Raw genomic sequence first — 17,750 nt, 5'->3', positions numbered from 1 at the left:
GGACCGTTGTGCCCGTAAATGCTACGGCGCAGGCTTCAACCGGCGCCGTAGTTTTAACTTGAGCAGCGACTTACAAAGCCGCGGCTCTTATTTTGAAGAAATGAGACAAGCAGGGGCATTCGGGTTGGTACCCGAACTATCAGCGTGATCCTAAGTGGCTTGTTTTGGTCGCTGCACTTGGCCTTTTGCAAGCAAACTCGGTGTTTCCGCCGGTGGTGTCCCCAAATCGAGGGTGACCAAGCATGCAAGAAAGCGTGATGCAGCGCATGTGGAACAGCGGCTATCTTTCAGGTGGTAACGCTGCCTATGTGGAAGAGCTTTATGAGCTCTACCTGCACGACCCTAACGCTGTGCCAGAAGAATGGCGCACCAAATTTCAGACGTTGTCTTCAGACGGCAACGCTGCCACCGATGTATCGCACGCAACAATTCGCGATCAGTTTGTGCTGCTGGCAAAGAACCAGCGCCGCGCTCAGCCGGTTTCCGCCGGGAGCGTGAGCAGCGAGCATGAGAAGAAGCAAGTTGAAGTATTGCGACTGATCCAGGCTTACCGGATGCGTGGCCACCAGGCGGCCCAGCTTGACCCGCTGGGGCTCTGGCAGCGTCCTGCACCTGCTGACCTGTCGATCAATCATTACGGCTTGACCAATGCCGATCTTGATACGACCTTCCGTGCCGGCGACCTGTTCATCGGCAAAGAGGAGGCGAGCCTACGCGAAATTCACGAAGCGTTGCAGCAGACATATTGCCGCACCATTGGCGCTGAGTTCACGCATATCACCGATTCCGAGCAACGCCACTGGTTCCAGCATCGTCTGGAAGGTGTGCGTGGCCGTCCGGTGCTGTCCGCCGACGTACGCAGCCACTTGCTCGAGCGCGTGACCGCAGCTGAAGGTCTCGAGAAATACCTGGGTACCAAATACCCGGGCACCAAGCGTTTTGGCCTGGAAGGCGGCGAGAGTCTGATTCCGATGCTTGACGAGCTGATCCAGCGTTCCGGTTCCTATGGCACCAAGGAAGTCGTGATCGGCATGGCTCACCGTGGTCGCCTGAACGTGTTGGTCAACACCTTCGGCAAGAACCCGCGCGAGTTGTTCGACGAGTTCGAAGGCAAGAAGAAGGTCGAGCTGGGTTCCGGTGACGTTAAATACCACCAGGGGTTCTCGTCCAACGTGATGACCACCGGCGGTGAAGTTCACCTGGCCATGGCCTTCAACCCATCCCACCTGGAAATCGTTTCTCCAGTGGTCGAGGGTTCGGTCCGTGCTCGCCAGGATCGTCGTAACGATGCCACCGGTGAAAAGGTCCTGCCGATTTCCATCCACGGTGACGCGGCATTCGCCGGTCAAGGCGTGGTGCTGGAAACGTTCCAGATGTCGCAGACTCGCGGCTTCAAGACGGGCGGTACGGTTCACATCGTCATCAACAACCAGGTTGGCTTCACCATCAGCAACCCGCTGGACGCGCGCTCTACCGAGTACGCCACCGACGTTGCCAAGATGATCCAGGCGCCGATCCTCCATGTGAATGGTGATGATCCGGAAGCCGTGTTGTTCGTGACCCAGCTCGCTATCGACTACCGCATGCAGTTCAAGCGTGACGTGGTGATCGACCTGGTTTGCTACCGCCGTCGCGGTCACAACGAAGCGGATGAGCCGAGCGGCACCCAGCCGTTGATGTACCAGCAAATCGCCAAGCAGCGCACCACCCGTGAGCTGTACGCCGAAAGCCTGACCAAGGCGGGCGTGATTGACGATGCGCGTGTTCAAGCGAAAGTCGATGAATACCGCAACGCGCTGGACAATGGTCTGCATGTCGTAAAAAGCCTGGTTAAAGAGCCGAACAAAGAACTGTTCGTTGACTGGCGTCCGTACCTGGGCCACGCCTGGACTGCGCGTCACGACACCTCGTTCGATCTGAAAACCTTGCAGGAACTGTCTGCCAAGCTGCTGGAAATTCCAGAAGGCTTCGTTGTGCAGCGCCAGGTTGCGAAGATCTACGAAGACCGTCAGAAGATGCAAGCCGGCGGCCTGCCGATCAACTGGGGTTACGCCGAAACCATGGCGTACGCGACCCTGGCGTTCGAAGGTCACCCGATCCGCATGACCGGCCAGGACATCGGCCGTGGTACGTTCTCGCACCGTCACGCGGTATTGCACAACCAGAAAGACGCGGGCACTTACATTCCGCTGCAACACCTTTACGAAGGCCAGCCACGTTTCGACCTGTTCGATTCGTTCCTGTCCGAAGAAGCCGTACTGGCGTTCGAATACGGTTACTCCACCACCACGCCTCAGGCGCTGGTGATCTGGGAAGCCCAGTTCGGCGACTTCGCCAACGGTGCCCAGGTGGTTATTGACCAGTTCATCACCAGCGGTGAGCACAAGTGGGGCCGTCTGTGCGGTCTGACCATGCTGCTGCCACACGGTTATGAAGGTCAGGGTCCGGAGCACTCTTCGGCCCGTCTGGAGCGTTACCTGCAGCTGTGCGCCGAGCACAACATCCAGGTGTGCGTGCCGACTACCCCGGCCCAGATCTACCACTTGCTGCGTCGTCAGGTGATCCGCCCGCTGCGCAAGCCACTGGTAGTGCTGACTCCGAAATCGCTGTTGCGTCACAAATTGGCCATCTCGACCCTGGAAGATCTGGCCGACGGTTCGTTCCAGACCGTTATTCCAGAAATCGACACCCTGGACGCAGCCAAGGTCACTCGCCTGATCCTGTGCAGCGGCAAGGTTTACTACGACTTGCTGGAAAAACGCCGTGCCGAAGGCCGCGAAGACATCGCCATCGTGCGTATCGAGCAGCTTTACCCGTTCCCGGAAGACGACCTGATGGAGGCCATCGCGCCTTACACCAACCTCACCCATGTGGTGTGGTGTCAGGAAGAACCGATGAACCAGGGCGCGTGGTACAGCAGCCAGCATCACTTGCGTCGCAGCATCGGTAACCACAACAAGGCCCTGGGCCTGGAGTACGCCGGTCGTGACGCTTCTGCTGCACCTGCGTGTGGTTATGCGTCGATGCACGCCGAGCAGCAGGAAAAACTGCTGCAAGATGCTTTCACTGTTTAACGCCTTCGCGCTGACTGAAACCGAATTTTAAGGACCCACAGATAATGGCTATCGAAATCAAAGCCCCGTCATTCCCGGAATCGGTTGCCGATGGCACCGTTGCCACCTGGCACAAGAAACCAGGTGAGGCCGTCAAGCGTGACGACCTGATCGTCGACATCGAGACTGACAAAGTCGTACTGGAAGTGTTGGCTGAAGCTGACGGCGTACTGGGCGCAATCGTTGCCGAAGAAGGCGCTACCGTTCTGTCGAACCAGGTTCTGGGCTCGATCGAAGAGGGCAGCGCCGCTGCACCTGCTCCGGCCGCTGCTGCACCGGCTGCTGCTTCCGCTCCAGCTGCTGCCCCGGCCGCTGCTGGCGAAGATCCAATCGCTGCCCCGGCTGCCCGTCAGCTGGCTGAAGAAAATGGCATCAACCTGGCTTCCATCAAAGGCACTGGCAAAGATGGCCGTGTGACCAAGGAAGACGTGGTTGCTGCTGTTGAAGCCAAGAAAAACGCTCCGGCCGCCGCACCTGCCAAGGCGGCTGCGCCAGCTGCCGCTGCGCCTGTGTTCGCTGCTGGCGACCGCACCGAGAAGCGCGTACCGATGACGCGTGTACGTGCCACCGTGGCCAAACGTCTGGTTGAAGCACAGTCGAACATGGCGATGCTGACCACGTTCAACGAAGTCGACATGACTGAAGTCATGGCCCTGCGTTCGAAGTACAAGGACCTGTTCGAGAAGTCCCACAATGGCGTGCGCCTGGGCTTCATGTCGTTCTTCGTGAAAGCGGCCACCGAAGCGCTGAAACGCTTCCCGGCAGTCAACGCTTCCATCGACGGCGGCGACATCGTTTACCACGGCTATGCCGACGTCGGCGTTGCCGTGTCCAGCGACCGTGGCCTGGTGGTGCCGGTTCTGCGTAACGCCGAGCTGATGAGCCTGGCTGAAATCGAAGGCGGCATCGCTGGCTTCGGCAAGAAAGCCCGTGACGGCAAGCTGACCATCGACGAGATGACCGGTGGTACCTTCACCATCACCAACGGTGGTACCTTCGGTTCGATGATGTCGACCCCGATCGTCAACCCGCCACAAGCTGCGATCCTGGGCATGCACAACATCATCCAGCGTCCGATGGCCATCAACGGCCAAGTCGTGATCCGCCCAATGATGTACCTGGCACTGTCTTACGATCACCGCCTGATCGATGGTAAAGAAGCCGTGACTTTCCTGGTGACCATCAAGAACCTGCTGGAAGACCCGGCTCGTCTGCTGCTGGATATCTGATAGAAGCAGCTGCAGGCCTCAAGTGACAGGCTGCCGGATAAGGCAGCCGGGCTTGAGGCCTGCGGCTTGAAAGCTTGCTGCTAAATAGAGGAACTATTTTCATGTCGCAGAAATTTGACGTTGTAGTGATTGGTGCAGGTCCTGGCGGCTACGTTGCCGCCATCAAGGCCGCACAACTGGGCCTCTCGACTGCTTGCATCGAAAAATACACCGACAAGGAAGGCAAGCTGGCGCTGGGCGGTACTTGCCTGAACGTCGGTTGCATTCCTTCCAAGGCGCTGCTGGACAGCTCCTGGAAATTCCACGAAGCCCAAGACGGCTTCGCGATCCACGGCATCAACCACGCTGGCGTGACCATGGACGTGCCAGCAATGGTCGGCCGTAAAGCCAACATCGTTAAAGGCCTGACTTCCGGCGTTGCCACCTTGTTCAAGGCCAACGGTGTGACTTCCCTGCAAGGCCACGGCAAACTGCTGGCCGGCAAGAAAGTTGAAATCACCAAGCCAGACGGCTCGGTAGAAGTCATCGAAGCCGAAAACGTGATCCTGGCTCCAGGCTCGCGCCCAATCGACATTCCACCTGCTCCAGTTGACAACAACGTGATCGTTGATTCGACCGGCGCCCTGGAATTCCAAGCGGTTCCCAAGCGTCTGGGTGTGATCGGCGCGGGCGTAATCGGTCTGGAACTGGGTTCGGTATGGTCGCGTCTGGGTGCCGAAGTGACCGTTCTGGAAGCCCTGGACACGTTCCTGCTGGCTGCCGACACGGCGGTGTCCAAAGAAGCCTACAAAACCCTGACCAAACAAGGTCTGGACATCAAGTTGGGCGCTCGCGTGACCGGCTCGAAGGTTAATGGCGAAGAAGTTGTCGTGACCTACACCGACAAGGATGGCGAACAGACCATCACTTTCGACAAGCTGATCGTTGCCGTTGGTCGCCGTCCAGTGACCGCTGACCTGCTGGCTTCCGACAGTGGCGTGAACATCGACGAGCGTGGTTTCATCCACGTTGACGATCACTGCGCTACCACCGTTCCAGGCGTGTACGCCATCGGTGACGTGGTTCGCGGCATGATGCTGGCGCACAAGGCTTCCGAAGAAGGCATCATGGTTGTCGAGCGCATCAAGGGCCACAAAACCCAGATGAACTACGATCTGATCCCATCGGTTATCTACACCCACCCGGAAATTGCATGGGTTGGCAAGAACGAACAGCAGTTGAAAGCTGAAGGCGTTGAAGTTAACGTCGGCACCTTCCCGTTTGCCGCTTCTGGCCGTGCCATGGCAGCCAACGACACCGGTGGTTTTGTCAAAGTCATCGCTGATGCCAAGACTGACCGCGTATTGGGCGTCCACGTGATTGGCCCGAGCGCTGCAGAACTGGTTCAGCAAGGCGCGATCGGTATGGAATTCGGCACCAGTGCCGAGGACCTGGGCATGATGGTCTTCTCCCATCCAACCCTGTCCGAAGCGTTGCACGAAGCAGCGTTGGCAGTGAATGGCGGCGCCATCCACATCGCCAACCGCAAGAAGCGCTAAGCGAGATAATAAGAAACCACGGCGGTTGCCCGTCGTGAGCCTTGCGCGCAAGACTCACCGCGGAATGTCCGCCGGACGCAGTCTTGCGCAGCTTTACGGGCCTTGAGCCCTGCAAGTTGTGCAAGCAGCAGTCACAGGTGGCGCGGCACTCATAATGAGCGCAGCGCCGAATGCGCAGTACCTAACGAAGACGGTAAAAAGCATGAATCTTCACGAGTATCAGGGTAAGCAGCTGTTCGCTGAATACGGCCTGCCAGTATCCCAGGGCTACGCAGTAGACACCCCGGAAGCAGCAGCAGAAGCTTGCGACAAAATCGGTGGTACCGAGTGGGTTGTCAAAGCCCAGGTCCACGCTGGTGGTCGCGGTAAAGCGGGCGGCGTTAAGCTGGTTCGCAGCAAAGAAGACGCCAAGGCATTCGCACAGCAGTGGCTGGGCAAGCGTCTGGTGACTTACCAGACTGATGCCAATGGCCAACCAGTCACCAAGATCCTGGTTGAATCGTGCACTGATATCGCTAAAGAGCTGTACCTGGGCGCTGTCGTTGACCGTTCGAGCCGTCGCATCGTGTTCATGGCTTCCACCGAAGGTGGCGTGGACATCGAGAAGATCGCTCACGACACGCCAGAAAAAATTCTGAAAGCCACTATCGATCCACTGGTTGGCGCTCAGCCATTCCAGGGTCGTGAACTGGCTTTCCAGCTGGGTCTGGAAGGCAAGCAAGTTGCCCAGTTCGCCAAGATCTTCGTGGGTCTGGCCAAACTGTTCCAGGATCACGATCTGGCTCTGCTGGAAGTGAACCCGCTGGTGATCAAGGCTGACGGCGATCTGCATTGCCTCGATGCCAAGATCAACATCGACGCCAACGCCATGTACCGTCAGCCTAAGCTGAAAACTTTCCACGATCCGTCGCAAGACGATCCGCGCGAAGCGCACGCTGCCAAGTTCGAACTGAACTACGTAGCCCTGGAAGGTAACATCGGTTGTATGGTCAACGGTGCTGGCCTGGCCATGGGTACCATGGACATCGTCAACCTGCATGGCGGCAAACCAGCCAACTTCCTCGACGTGGGCGGCGGTGCTACCAAAGAACGCGTTACCGAAGCCTTCAAGATCATTCTGTCCGACGCCAACGTCGCTGCAGTACTGGTCAACATCTTCGGCGGCATCGTTCGTTGCGACATGATTGCCGAAGGCATCATCGGTGCAGTGAAAGAAGTCGGCGTTAAAATCCCGGTTGTTGTTCGCCTTGAAGGTAACAACGCTGAACTGGGCGCTAAAGTACTGGCAGAAAGCGGTTTGAACATCATCGCGGCTACCAGCCTGACCGACGCTGCTCAACAAGTTGTCAAAGCTGCGGAGGGCAAATAATGAGCGTCCTGATCAATAAAGACACCAAAGTTATCTGCCAGGGTATTACCGGTTCGCAAGGTAGTTTCCACACCCAGCAAGCCATCGAATACGGCACCAAGATGGTTGGCGGCGTAACTCCGGGCAAAGGCGGCACCGAGCACCTGGGTCTGCCAGTGTTCAACACCGTGAAAGACGCTGTAGCTGCCACTGGCGCCACCGCCAGCGTTATCTACGTTCCAGCTCCTTTCTGCAAAGACTCGATCCTGGAAGCGGCATTCGGCGGCATCAAGCTGATCGTTTGCATCACCGAAGGCATTCCTACCCTGGACATGCTGGACGCTAAAGTTAAGTGCGACGAGCTGGGCGTAGTCCTGATCGGCCCTAACTGCCCAGGCGTGATCACTCCAGGCGAATGCAAGATCGGCATCATGCCAGGTCACATTCACTTGCCAGGTAAAGTCGGTATCGTTTCCCGTTCCGGCACCCTGACCTACGAAGCTGTTAAGCAAACGACTGACGCCGGTTTCGGCCAGTCGACTTGCGTCGGCATCGGTGGTGACCCGATCCCAGGCTCGAACTTCATCGACATCCTGAAACTGTTCCAGGAAGACCCGAAGACCGAAGCGATCGTCATGATCGGTGAGATCGGCGGTTCGGCTGAAGAAGAAGCGGCTGCCTACATCAAGGCACACGTGACCAAGCCGGTTGTTTCCTATATCGCTGGTGTGACTGCCCCTGCTGGCAAGCGCATGGGCCATGCTGGCGCAATCATCTCTGGCGGCAAAGGCACTGCAGACGAGAAATTCGCTGCGCTGCAGGACGCAGGCGTTAAAACCGTGCGTTCGCTGGCAGACATCGGCAAAGCCCTGGCTGAGCTGACCGGTTGGGCTGTCAAGTAAGCCTCGCGCTTAGCTGACGCTTTATCCACACAAAGGCCACCTTCGGGTGGCCTTTGTGCGTTTTGGGTATTGCTCATCAGATTGGATGCCCCGTTCACAGGTGGGAGCTGGCTTGCCTGCGAAAGCATCGACGCGGGTTACCTGATGGGCCGAGTCGCTCGCATCGCAGGCAAGCCAGCTCCCACATGGGGCTGTATTGTCAAAATTAAGTATGAAAACGCGACATTGTGATGTCGCTTATCGGACAGTTCGCCCCGCAACAGTGCGTTTGTCAGCCTAATTCTGTACTCTAGCCGCCTCTTTATGCGTCCGCATCCCAAAAGGAAGCGGCGCGCTAGACCGGTCGGTCCCCATAAGGGCCGGCAGCAGTTCCCTCATCCACAGGGAATCCCTCTCTAAATTCCGATTCAGTAGTGTGGTATTTCCTTAAATGAAAGTGTTGAAAAGCCAGGATGTCCTGGCGTTAGGCTTTATGACCTTTGCCCTGTTCGTGGGCGCCGGCAACATCATCTTTCCGCCTATCGTTGGTTTGCAGTCCGGGCCTCACGTCTGGATGGCAGCGCTGGGCTTCTTGATCACCGCAGTCGGTCTGCCGGTGGTTACCGTGATCGCCCTGGCCAAGGTTGGCGGGGGGATGGACGCGTTGAGCAGCCCTATCGGCAAGATCGCCGGGGGCCTGCTCGCAGCGGCGGCGTATCTGGCGGTAGGGCCACTGTTCGCCACGCCGCGTACTGCGACCGTGTCGTTTGAAGTAGGCCTGGCGCCGCTGACCGGCGAAAGCCCGTTGGCGCTGTTCCTCTACAGCTCGGTGTATTTCCTGGTGGTGTTCTTTGTTTCGCTCTACCCGGGCCGACTGCTGGATACCGTAGGTCGCTTCCTGGCACCGCTGAAAATCATCGCGCTGGCCATCCTCGGCATCGCCGCGTTTGCCTTGCCGGCCGGTGATGTCGGCGTCGCCACGCCGGAATACGTCGCTGCACCGTTCTCCCAAGGCTTCATCAATGGTTACCTGACCATGGATACCCTGGGCGCGCTGGTGTTCGGTATCGTCATCGTCAACGCCATCCGTTCCCGGGGTGTTGAATCGCCACAGCTGATCACCCGCTATGCGATCATCGCCGGGCTGATTGCCGGGGTGGGCCTGGCGCTGGTTTACATCAGCCTGTTCCGTCTGGGTTCGGGCAGCCATGCGGTGGCCGCCGGTGCAAGCAACGGCGCGGCGGTGCTGCATGCTTACGTGCAACATACGTTCGGCTCCCTGGGCAGCGGCTTCCTCGCTGTGCTGATCTCCCTGGCGTGCCTGGTCACAGCGGTTGGCCTGACCTGCGCGTGTGCGGAGTACTTCAGCAAAGTCCTGCCGCTGTCCTACAAGACGCTGGTAGTGATCCTGGCGCTGTTCTCGCTGTTCGTGTCCAACCTGGGCCTGACCAAGCTGATTGCTTTCTCGATCCCGGTACTTACGGCGATCTACCCGCCGTGCATCGTGCTGGTGGCCCTGAGCTTCTGCAAAGATTTCTGGCTCGAGCAGGGCCGCATTGTCGGCCCGGTCATGCTGGTGTCGTTCATCTTTGGCTGCATTGATGCGCTCAAGGGCGCGGGCCTGGCGGATTGGCTGCCTGCGCAGTTGGCACATCTGCCGCTGAGCGAGCAAGGCCTGGCGTGGCTGGTACCTGCGGTGATGACACTGGTCGTAGCCGTCGTGGTTGACCGCATGCTCGGCAAGCGCAGCGAAGCCATCGCTTAACCCGCGGTTTCACGCTGTACTGAAATGCCCCGTATCAATCGATACGGGGCATTTTTTTTGTGTGAGAGACCACAACCCCTAAAGTGTGGAATACGGTCAGTGTGGGAGCGGGCTTGCTCGCGAACGCGGTGGATCAGTCATGCACCAGGAGACTGACACACCGCATTCGCGAGCAAGCCCGCTCCCACATTTAGATCGCATTAATATCCGTACACCGAGCAAAAGGCCCCCGCATGTCGTTCGTCGAAACCAATCAGATCCACCTGCTTGCTGCCCTCTGGTTCGTCCTGTGCTGGGGCGGTTATACCCGCTACGCCACGTGGAAGGCCCGTGACACCGCGTGCCTGGCCAGCGTGCTGCATTTGTATCGTGAAGACTGGATGCGCCGCATGTTGCTGCGCGATAACCGTATCGCCGATGCCAGTGTGATCGGTAACCTGGAACGCAATGCCTCGTTCTTCGCCTCCAGTACCTTGATCATCCTCGCCGGCATCCTGACGGTGCTGGGGGCTTCCGAGCGTGCGGTATCGTTGCTGGCGGACATCCCCATGGTGCAACAGGCGTCCCAGGGTATGTCGGAAATCAAGCTGCTGTGCCTGGCACTGGTGTTCGTCTATGCGTTTTTCACCTTCAGCTGGTGCATGCGCCAATACAACTTCGCTGCGGTGCTGGTGGGGTCGGCGCCGATGATTGGTGAGCGGCATGTGTCGGAGCAGGAGCGCAAGGCCTTCGCCCTGCGGGCGGCGCGGGTGATTTCGATGGCGGCCAACCAGTTCAACTTTGGCCTGCGTGCTTATTATTTTGGCATGACCATGCTGGCCTGGTTTGTCAGCCCGTGGTTATTCATGTTGATGAGCAGCGGGGTGGTGTTGGTGCTGTATCGCCGCGAGTTTCATTCCGACGTACTGCAGGTCATGGTCTACACGCCAACCGATATGCCGGTGACGGAGCCGGCTAAAGAAGCCGTGTCTTAACCAGTGGCGCCAAGGTTAATTAAACTTTTGGGCGCTGAAAAAACAGCAGACAAAGTAAAGCCCGCTATGTAAGCGGGCTTTCTTTTTGCAGCAATTGCCAGGCTATTAAGGCTTGGCAGGTGCTACTGGAGTAGCGGTACCGTCTTCTTTTGCTTTTTCAGCGTTCGCATCAGCCTGAGCTTTGGCAGCATCGGCGTTTTCTTTTGCAGCGTCGTTCACTTTATCCTGTGCTTTTGCCATGTCCTTCTGAGCTTGCTCAGAATGCGCTTGAGCATCTTGGGCTTTGTCTTCGGATTTCTTATCGCAGGCAGCGAGGCCAAGGGCAGCAGCCAGCATCATGGAAATAGCTAAAGTCTTGCGCATGGGGTGTTTCTCCTTAGTGAAGATATCTACTGGCCTTTCGAGCTTAGTCGGCCAGCATTAGTTCCTTTTGTTTCAAAGATATATAAAACGTGACGCTCAAGGAACTTTTGCGCCTACCCCCAGGCACCTCTAATCGACACTAATAAGAGTCTGAACACATGACCGAAAATCCCTTGTCAGCGCGTGCCACACGCTTCGTTTCGGCGCTGCGCCACTGCCAGGTATTAGGCATCACCGTCCATGCTGCCAGCGAAGAGGGCATGACGCTGGTCCTGCCTTACAGCGCGAGCATCGTCGGCGATCCTCAAACCGGGGTGATTCACGGTGGCGCGCTGACCTCCTTGATGGACACTGCCTGCGGCATGGCCACGCTGTGTGTCTTGCCGGAGTTCGAGGTGTGCCCGACGCTGGACCTGCGGGTCGACTACATGCATCCGGCCGAGCCGCACAAGCCCGTGTACGGCTTCGCCCAATGCTATCGGGTGACCACCGACGTGATCTTCACCCGCGGCTTCGCCTATCAGGATGATCCGCAGCAGGCGATTGCCCACGTGGTCGGCACGTTCATGCGCATGGGCAAGCGCCTCAAGGGCACGCAAGGGCTGAGCAGCACCCTCAAGGGGGAGCAGGCATGACACATCGATTCAAGACCCGCCTCGAACAGGCCCATCACCGGGGTAATTACGAGGCGCTGCTCGACCTGGTCCCTTACGCCAAGCTGATTGGCATTGAATGCACAAGGTTGGGGGATGAACTGCTGTTTCGTCTGCCGGCCAACAAGGACAACATTGGTAACCCCATATTGCCGGCGCTGCACGGTGGGGTGATTGCCGGGTTTATGGAGCTGTCGGCGGCGCTGCACCTGCTGGTGTTTACCGGCGCGCCAGGCCTGCCGAAAATCATCGACTTTTCCCTGGATTACCTGCGCGCCGGCCAGTTTCGTGACACTTACGCCAAGTGCCAGGTATGGCGCCAGGGCCGGCGCGTCGCCAACGTGGCAATCACTGCCTGGCAAAGCACTCCCGCCGAACCGATTGCCACCGCTCGCGCACATTTCAAGATTGAGGAAACAGCCCGCCCTTGAAATCCTGGTCTTAGCCCCCAACTTTGATGACAACCCGCCGCCAACCCTGAAGGGCGCGGCCACTGCCATCCAATTGGAGTTTGATGACCATGAGTGTGGAAACTCAAAAGGAAACCCTGGGCTTCCAGACCGAGGTGAAGCAACTGCTGCACCTCATGATCCATTCGCTGTATTCCAACAAGGAAATCTTCCTTCGCGAATTGATCTCGAACGCCTCTGACGCTGTCGACAAATTACGTTTCGAAGCCCTGTCCAAGCCTGAGTTGCTGGAAGGTGGCGCCGAACTGAAAATCCGTGTGAGCTTCGACAAGGACGCCAAGACCGTCACCCTCGAAGACAACGGTATCGGCATGAGCCGTGAAGACGCGATCACCCATTTGGGCACCATCGCTAAATCCGGCACCGCAGATTTCATGAAGAACCTGTCGGGCGATCAGAAAAAAGATTCACACCTGATCGGTCAATTCGGTGTGGGCTTCTACTCGGCCTTTATCGTTGCCGACAAGGTTGAAGTGTTCAGCCGTCGCGCCGGCCTCGACGCCAGCGAAGGCGTCCACTGGTCTTCCAAAGGTGAAGGCGAGTTCGAAATCGCCACCCTCGACAAGGCTGACCGTGGCACCCGCATCGTGCTGCACCTCAAAGCGGCTGAAGATGAATTCGCCGACGGCTGGCGCCTGCGCAATATCATCAAGAAATACTCCGACCATATCGCGCTGCCGATCGAGTTGCCGAAAGAGCAGGCTGCTGCCGAAGGCGAAGAGCCGCCTGCCCAGGAATGGGAAGTGGTCAACCGTGCCAGCGCTCTGTGGACGCGTCCTCGTACTGAAGTCAAAGACGAGGAATACCAGGAGTTCTACAAGCACATCGCGCACGACTACGAAAACCCGCTGAGCTGGAGCCACAACAAGGTCGAAGGCAAGCTGGAATACAGCTCACTGCTTTACGTACCGGCGCGGGCGCCGTTCGATCTGTACCAGCGAGAAGCGCCCAAAGGCTTGAAGCTGTACGTGCAGCGCGTGTTCGTGATGGATCAGGCAGAGTCCTTCCTGCCGCTGTACCTGCGCTTCATTAAAGGTGTGGTCGATTCCAACGACCTGTCGCTGAACGTGTCGCGGGAAATCCTGCAGAAAGACCCGATCATCGACTCCATGAAGTCGGCGCTGACCAAGCGCGTGCTCGACATGCTGGAAAAACTGGCGAAGAACGAGCCAGAGCAATACAAGGGCTTCTGGAAAAACTTCGGCCAGGTCATGAAAGAAGGCCCGGCGGAAGATTTTGCCAACAAGGAAAAAATCGCCGGCCTGCTGCGTTTTGCCTCGACCCAAGGTGAAGACGGTGAGCAGGTTGTGGCGCTGGCCGAGTACCTGGCACGCGCCAAGGAAGGTCAGGACAAGATCTACTACCTGACCGGCGAAACCTATGCTCAGGTCAAGAACAGCCCGCACCTGGAAGTCTTCCGCAAGAAAGGCATCGAAGTGCTGCTGTTGACCGACCGTATCGATGAGTGGCTGATGAGCTACCTCAGCGAGTTCGATGGCAAAACCTTCGTCGACGTGGCCCGTGGTGACCTTGACCTGGGTAACCTGGACTCCGAAGAAGAGAAGAAGGAAGCCGAAGAAGTCGCCAAGGCCAAAGAAGGCCTGGTTGAGCGGATCAAGACTGCCTTGGGCGAGGCTGTCAGCGAAGTGCGGGTTTCGCACCGTCTGACCGACTCCCCGGCGATTCTGGCCATCGGCGAGCAGGACCTGGGCATGCAGATGCGTCAGATCCTGGAAGCGAGCGGTCAGAAGGTTCCGGATTCCAAGCCGATCTTCGAATTCAACCCGGCTCACCCGCTGATCGAGAAACTCGATGGCGAGCAAAGCGAAGAGCGTTTTGGCGACCTGTCGCACATTCTCTTCGACCAGGCGGCCCTGGCCGCTGGCGACAGCTTGAAAGACCCGGCCGCCTATGTGCGCCGACTGAACAAGCTGTTGGTTGAACTGTCGGTTTAACACCGTTGTAGAAAAACCCGCTTCGGCGGGTTTTTTCGTTCTAGTGCACCTCAACTGGAGTAAATGATGAGCCAAGTCACTGTGCGTTCCGTGGTCTATCAGATTGATGGCCAGTCTTATGAGAGCCGCCTGGCGTTTGATGCCAGCCACAAGGGCCCGCTGCCGGGTCTGTTGATGGCGCCGAACTGGATGGGTGTGAGTGCGGGTGCCGAAGAAATTGCCAAAAGCGTGGCCAGTAAAGGCTACGTGGTGTTAATCGCCGACCTGTACGGGCAAACCGTGCGGCCATCGAATGGCGATGAAGCGGGCGCGGCAATGATGCCGTTGAAAAACGACCGGCCGTTGCTGAACAAGCGCATGCAGGCAGCCTTTGAGCAACTGCAGGGCCAGACTGAAGCCGCTGTCGATACCGCGAAGCTGGCGTCGTTCGGTTTCTGCTTTGGCGGTTGCTGCACCCTGGAACTGGCGCGTACCGGCGCACCGTTGAAGGCCGCCGTGTCGTTCCACGGTACCCTCGACACGCCGAACCCGGCGGATGCGAAAAACATCAAAGGCTCAGTGCTGGTGCTGCACGGCGCTTCCGACCCCTTGGTGCCCAAGGAGCAGTTGCCGGCGTTTGAAGATGAAATGAACGCGGCCGGTGTGGATTGGCAGTTGCTCAGCTACGGCGGTGCGGTGCATTCCTTCACTGACCCGCATGCCGATGTGCCGGGCAAGATGATGTACGACGCGAAGACCGCTGCGCGAGCGTTCCAGTCGATGCATAACTTGCTGGATGAAGTGTTCAAGGGCTAAATTTTTAGCGCCTGTGCCGGCCTCTTCGCGAGCAAGCCCGCTCCCACATTTTGATTGGTGAACACGGTTAAATGTGGGAGCTGGCTTGCCTGCGATAGCTATCTGACAGGCAACTCAATCCTTTCAGACTCGCCCGGCACCGTCGGCCAATCCCCTGCAGCCCAACGCTGCCGCGCCTGGTCAATCATCGCCGGGTCGCTCGCGACAAAATTCCAATTGATCCGCCGTGGCCCATCCAGCGGCGCACCGCCAAACACCACCAAGTGGGAATCGCCATCAGCAAACAGCGTCATTTCCTGCCCGGCAGGTAATACCACCAGGCTATGCACCTCTAGCGGCTCGCCGTCCAACTGCGCCGCGCCATCCAGCACATACACCGCCCGTTCCTCGTGCTCATCCGGGATCAGCAGCGTGGTGGCCGTTTGCATCTGCACCTCGGCATACAGCGTGGGTGACAGCACCGGCACCGGCGATTTAAGGCAGAAACCCGTGCCGGCGATCAGGCGAATGTGCACGCCCAGGTTGTCACTGATTGGCAGGGTCGCCGCCGGGTGATGGCTGTAATGCCCCGGACCGTGCTCGTGGTCCTTGGGTGAGGCCAGCCACACCTGCAGGCCATGCAGGCTGAAACCACTGGCTTGGACGGCTTCGGGCGTACGCTCGACGTGGGCAATCGCGCTGCCGGCCGTCATCCAGCTGACGTCTCCGGCCTGTACCACTTGGTCCGAGCCCAGGCTGTCCTTGTGCTGCAGCGCGCCTTCGAACAGATAGGTGAGGGTGGACAGCCCAATATGCGGGTGCTGGCGGATGTTCATGCCCGTGCCCGGCGCATAACGCGTCAGCAGCATGTGGTCGAAGAACACGAAAGGCCCGACGCTGCGGCATTCGCGCGATGGCAACGGGCGCAGGATCGGCTGCCCTTCGACATCTTCGGCGCGCGGGCGGATCACGGTGAGGGTGGTCATGGTGCGTCCCTGTCTGAGCGGGTTAGATGGCCCTGAGCATAACCCGCTCGACGGGTGGATGGCGCTACTGGCTGAAAGCGCCTTCGGACAATGTCGTCTCGATGGTGACTTCTGCGGTGGTCATCAGTTTGTGCACGGGGCAGCGATCGGCCACGCGGTGCAGCTCCTCGCGCTGTTCATCGGTGAGCACACCCTTGAGGGTCAAATTGACGTTGAGCGTGTATCGGCCTTTTTGCTCTTCAGTGCTGTCGTGGGTGACTTCCACGGTGACGCCGGTGAGGGGAATGTCTTTTTTCTGGGCATACAGTTTGACGGTCAGCGCCTTGCACGAGGCCAGGGCGGCATCGAAATAGTCGTGGGGGGAGGGCGCCGAGTCGTCGCCGCCCAGGCTTTTGGGCAGGTCGGTGAACAGTTCGTGGTTATTGATATTCACACTGTGGCGAAAGTTGTCGTGGTTCAGGGTGTTGACGGTAACAGGCATGGTGAACCTCACAGATGGGCAGGATGAAGGTCATGCAGTTATAGAACATGCTGGCACTGAGGTGTTCCAGGTTTTTTAGCGGTGAACCGGTTTGCATCGCGCAAGGTCTACCCACATTAACCCGCTTTGAGGTTTTACCGTGCCCTGGACCCGCCTGAGTCTCGCCCTGTTGCTTGCCGCCGCCAGCCTTGCCGTACAGGCTCGCGAGTATGCCTACAGCGATGCGCACCTGCATTACGTCGACTTCTTTCAGGAGACGGCAGGCATGGACACACTGCTGAAGGCCATGGCGGACAATCGCATCGAGCATGTGATGATTTCCGGCATTCCCGTGGCTAAGAAATGGCACGAAGATGAACCCAAACGCCCACGTTACTACGCGGGTGACGATGCCGATGCCTATTGGTACAGCGCCACCGACGTGATCGTCGCGGCAGCGGTGAACACACTCACACCTGAGCAGCGGGGGCATTTTCATCCATTTTTGTCGGGGTTCAACCCTAACGACAAGAACTCGGCGGCGCATATCCAGCGCATGCTCGACCTCAACCCAGGTCTTTGGCAGGGCATTGGTGAAGTGTTCACACGGCATGACGACCTGACGGCCTTGACGGCAGGTGACACCCCGCGCGCCAACAACGAAGCCATGACGCGCATCTATCACCTCGCGGCCGAAAACGATTTGCCGGTGATGCTGCACTCCAACATCACTTCCAAACGCGAGCGCAACCCGCTGTACCTGCCAGAGGTGGAAGCATCGCTGCGCAACCACCCGCACACCCGATTTATCTGGGCGCATGCGGGGACCAGTAAAGAGATTCATCGCCATCAGGTGCAGATGGACTTTTTGCTCCCAACCTTGAGCCGTATGTTGCAAGCCTATCCCAATCTGTACATCGACCTCTCCTGGAGCATGCTCACGCCGTACTTGCTGGATGAGGCAGGCAAGCCCCGCGCACAGTGGTTAAAGCTGGTAGAACGCTTCCCTGAGCGCTTCGTGGTGGGTTCGGACGTTGTAGGGCGCTTCAACAAGCTCGGTAAGGAAATGCGCCGCTTTGATCCTTTCCTCGACGCGCTGCCGGAGGACGTGGCTCGCAAGGTCGCGCGCGATAACTTCCTGGCCGTTCTGCCGAAACGCGCTCGCGATGAGCAGGCCCATTGAAATCGCGTTGTCGTCTTTCGCACATTGGCTGAAGGACCGATAGCTTTTCAGGAGGCGC

15 protein-coding genes are annotated in these 17,750 nt (G+C 58.3%); 12 read left to right on the top strand and 3 right to left on the bottom strand.

Annotated elements, in window-relative coordinates:
• Window positions 1-242 precede the first annotated feature (242 nt).
• The 7 genes from JFT85_RS07080 (at window position 243) to JFT85_RS07050 (ending at window position 10,848) form a co-directional block, all read left to right on the top strand.
• Window positions 243-3,074, top strand: a complete 2,832-nt coding sequence (locus JFT85_RS07080) for a 2-oxoglutarate dehydrogenase E1 component (protein WP_053255230.1) — start codon at window positions 243-245, stop codon at window positions 3,072-3,074.
• A 44-nt stretch (window positions 3,075-3,118) separates the two neighbouring features.
• Entirely contained in the window at window positions 3,119-4,342 is a 1,224-nt protein-coding gene (gene odhB / locus JFT85_RS07075) for a 2-oxoglutarate dehydrogenase complex dihydrolipoyllysine-residue succinyltransferase (protein WP_053255231.1), read from the top strand.
• A 101-nt stretch (window positions 4,343-4,443) separates the two neighbouring features.
• Complete coding sequence (gene lpdA / locus JFT85_RS07070) at window positions 4,444-5,880, top strand: dihydrolipoyl dehydrogenase (protein ID WP_053255232.1); 1,437 nt, start codon at window positions 4,444-4,446, stop codon at window positions 5,878-5,880.
• Window positions 5,881-6,082: 202 nt separating this feature from the next.
• Window positions 6,083-7,249 carry an ADP-forming succinate--CoA ligase subunit beta gene (gene sucC / locus JFT85_RS07065; protein WP_053255233.1) on the top strand — a complete coding sequence of 389 codons (1,167 nt, stop codon included), beginning with the start codon at window positions 6,083-6,085 and terminating at the stop codon, window positions 7,247-7,249.
• Entirely contained in the window at window positions 7,249-8,130 is an 882-nt protein-coding gene (gene sucD, locus JFT85_RS07060; RefSeq protein WP_003172813.1) for a succinate--CoA ligase subunit alpha, read from the top strand. The genes sucC and sucD overlap by 1 nt, the downstream gene beginning before the upstream one ends.
• A 430-nt stretch (window positions 8,131-8,560) precedes the next feature.
• Window positions 8,561-9,874 carry a branched-chain amino acid transport system II carrier protein gene (gene brnQ / locus JFT85_RS07055; protein ID WP_053255234.1) on the top strand — a complete coding sequence of 438 codons (1,314 nt, stop codon included), beginning with the start codon at window positions 8,561-8,563 and terminating at the stop codon, window positions 9,872-9,874.
• 233 nt (window positions 9,875-10,107) lie between these two features.
• Window positions 10,108-10,848 (top strand): DUF599 domain-containing protein, encoded by a 741-nt coding sequence (locus tag JFT85_RS07050; RefSeq protein ID WP_053255235.1) that lies wholly within the window; start codon window positions 10,108-10,110, stop codon window positions 10,846-10,848.
• A gap of 105 nt (window positions 10,849-10,953) precedes the next feature.
• Here JFT85_RS07050 and JFT85_RS07045 read toward each other — a convergent pair whose 3' ends face one another.
• A complete protein-coding gene (locus JFT85_RS07045) occupies window positions 10,954-11,211 on the bottom strand; it encodes a hypothetical protein (RefSeq protein WP_053255236.1) in 258 nt (85 codons plus the stop codon).
• Window positions 11,212-11,369: 158 nt separating this feature from the next.
• Here JFT85_RS07045 and JFT85_RS07040 point away from each other — a divergent pair, with 158 nt between their 5' ends.
• The 4 genes from JFT85_RS07040 to JFT85_RS07025 all read left to right on the top strand — a co-directional run bounded on the left by JFT85_RS07040 (window position 11,370) and on the right by JFT85_RS07025 (window position 15,084).
• Entirely contained in the window at window positions 11,370-11,846 is a 477-nt protein-coding gene (locus tag JFT85_RS07040; protein WP_201229577.1) for a PaaI family thioesterase, read from the top strand.
• Entirely contained in the window at window positions 11,843-12,295 is a 453-nt protein-coding gene (locus tag JFT85_RS07035; RefSeq protein WP_064451613.1) for a PaaI family thioesterase, read from the top strand. Before JFT85_RS07040 ends, JFT85_RS07035 begins: the two co-directional genes overlap by 4 nt.
• An 89-nt stretch (window positions 12,296-12,384) precedes the next feature.
• Window positions 12,385-14,289, top strand: a complete 1,905-nt coding sequence (gene htpG / locus JFT85_RS07030) for a molecular chaperone HtpG (protein WP_053255363.1) — start codon at window positions 12,385-12,387, stop codon at window positions 14,287-14,289.
• A 66-nt stretch (window positions 14,290-14,355) separates the two neighbouring features.
• Window positions 14,356-15,084, top strand: coding sequence for a dienelactone hydrolase family protein (locus tag JFT85_RS07025; protein WP_069551626.1), 729 nt, complete (start codon window positions 14,356-14,358; stop codon window positions 15,082-15,084).
• Window positions 15,085-15,182: 98 nt separating this feature from the next.
• Here the strand turns inward: JFT85_RS07025 and JFT85_RS07020 are convergent, their stop codons facing one another.
• Both JFT85_RS07020 and JFT85_RS07015 read right to left on the bottom strand, forming a co-directional pair.
• Window positions 15,183-16,049 carry a pirin family protein gene (locus JFT85_RS07020; RefSeq protein WP_187601626.1) on the bottom strand — a complete coding sequence of 289 codons (867 nt, stop codon included), beginning with the start codon at window positions 16,047-16,049 and terminating at the stop codon, window positions 15,183-15,185.
• Between the two features lie 64 nt (window positions 16,050-16,113).
• On the bottom strand, window positions 16,114-16,530 hold the full coding sequence (locus tag JFT85_RS07015) for an OsmC family protein (RefSeq protein ID WP_201229576.1): 417 nt from the start codon (window positions 16,528-16,530) through the stop codon (window positions 16,114-16,116).
• A gap of 139 nt (window positions 16,531-16,669) precedes the next feature.
• Between JFT85_RS07015 and JFT85_RS07010 the strand changes: the two genes are divergently transcribed.
• A complete protein-coding gene (locus JFT85_RS07010) occupies window positions 16,670-17,692 on the top strand; it encodes an amidohydrolase family protein (RefSeq protein WP_053255242.1) in 1,023 nt (340 codons plus the stop codon).
• Window positions 17,693-17,750 lie beyond the last annotated feature (58 nt).

It is taken from the genome of Pseudomonas sp. TH04 (assembly GCF_016651355.1).
Classification (GTDB): Bacteria; Pseudomonadota; Gammaproteobacteria; order Pseudomonadales; family Pseudomonadaceae; genus Aquipseudomonas; species Aquipseudomonas fluorescens.
This window is presented reverse-complemented; position numbering and strand designations above follow the sequence as displayed.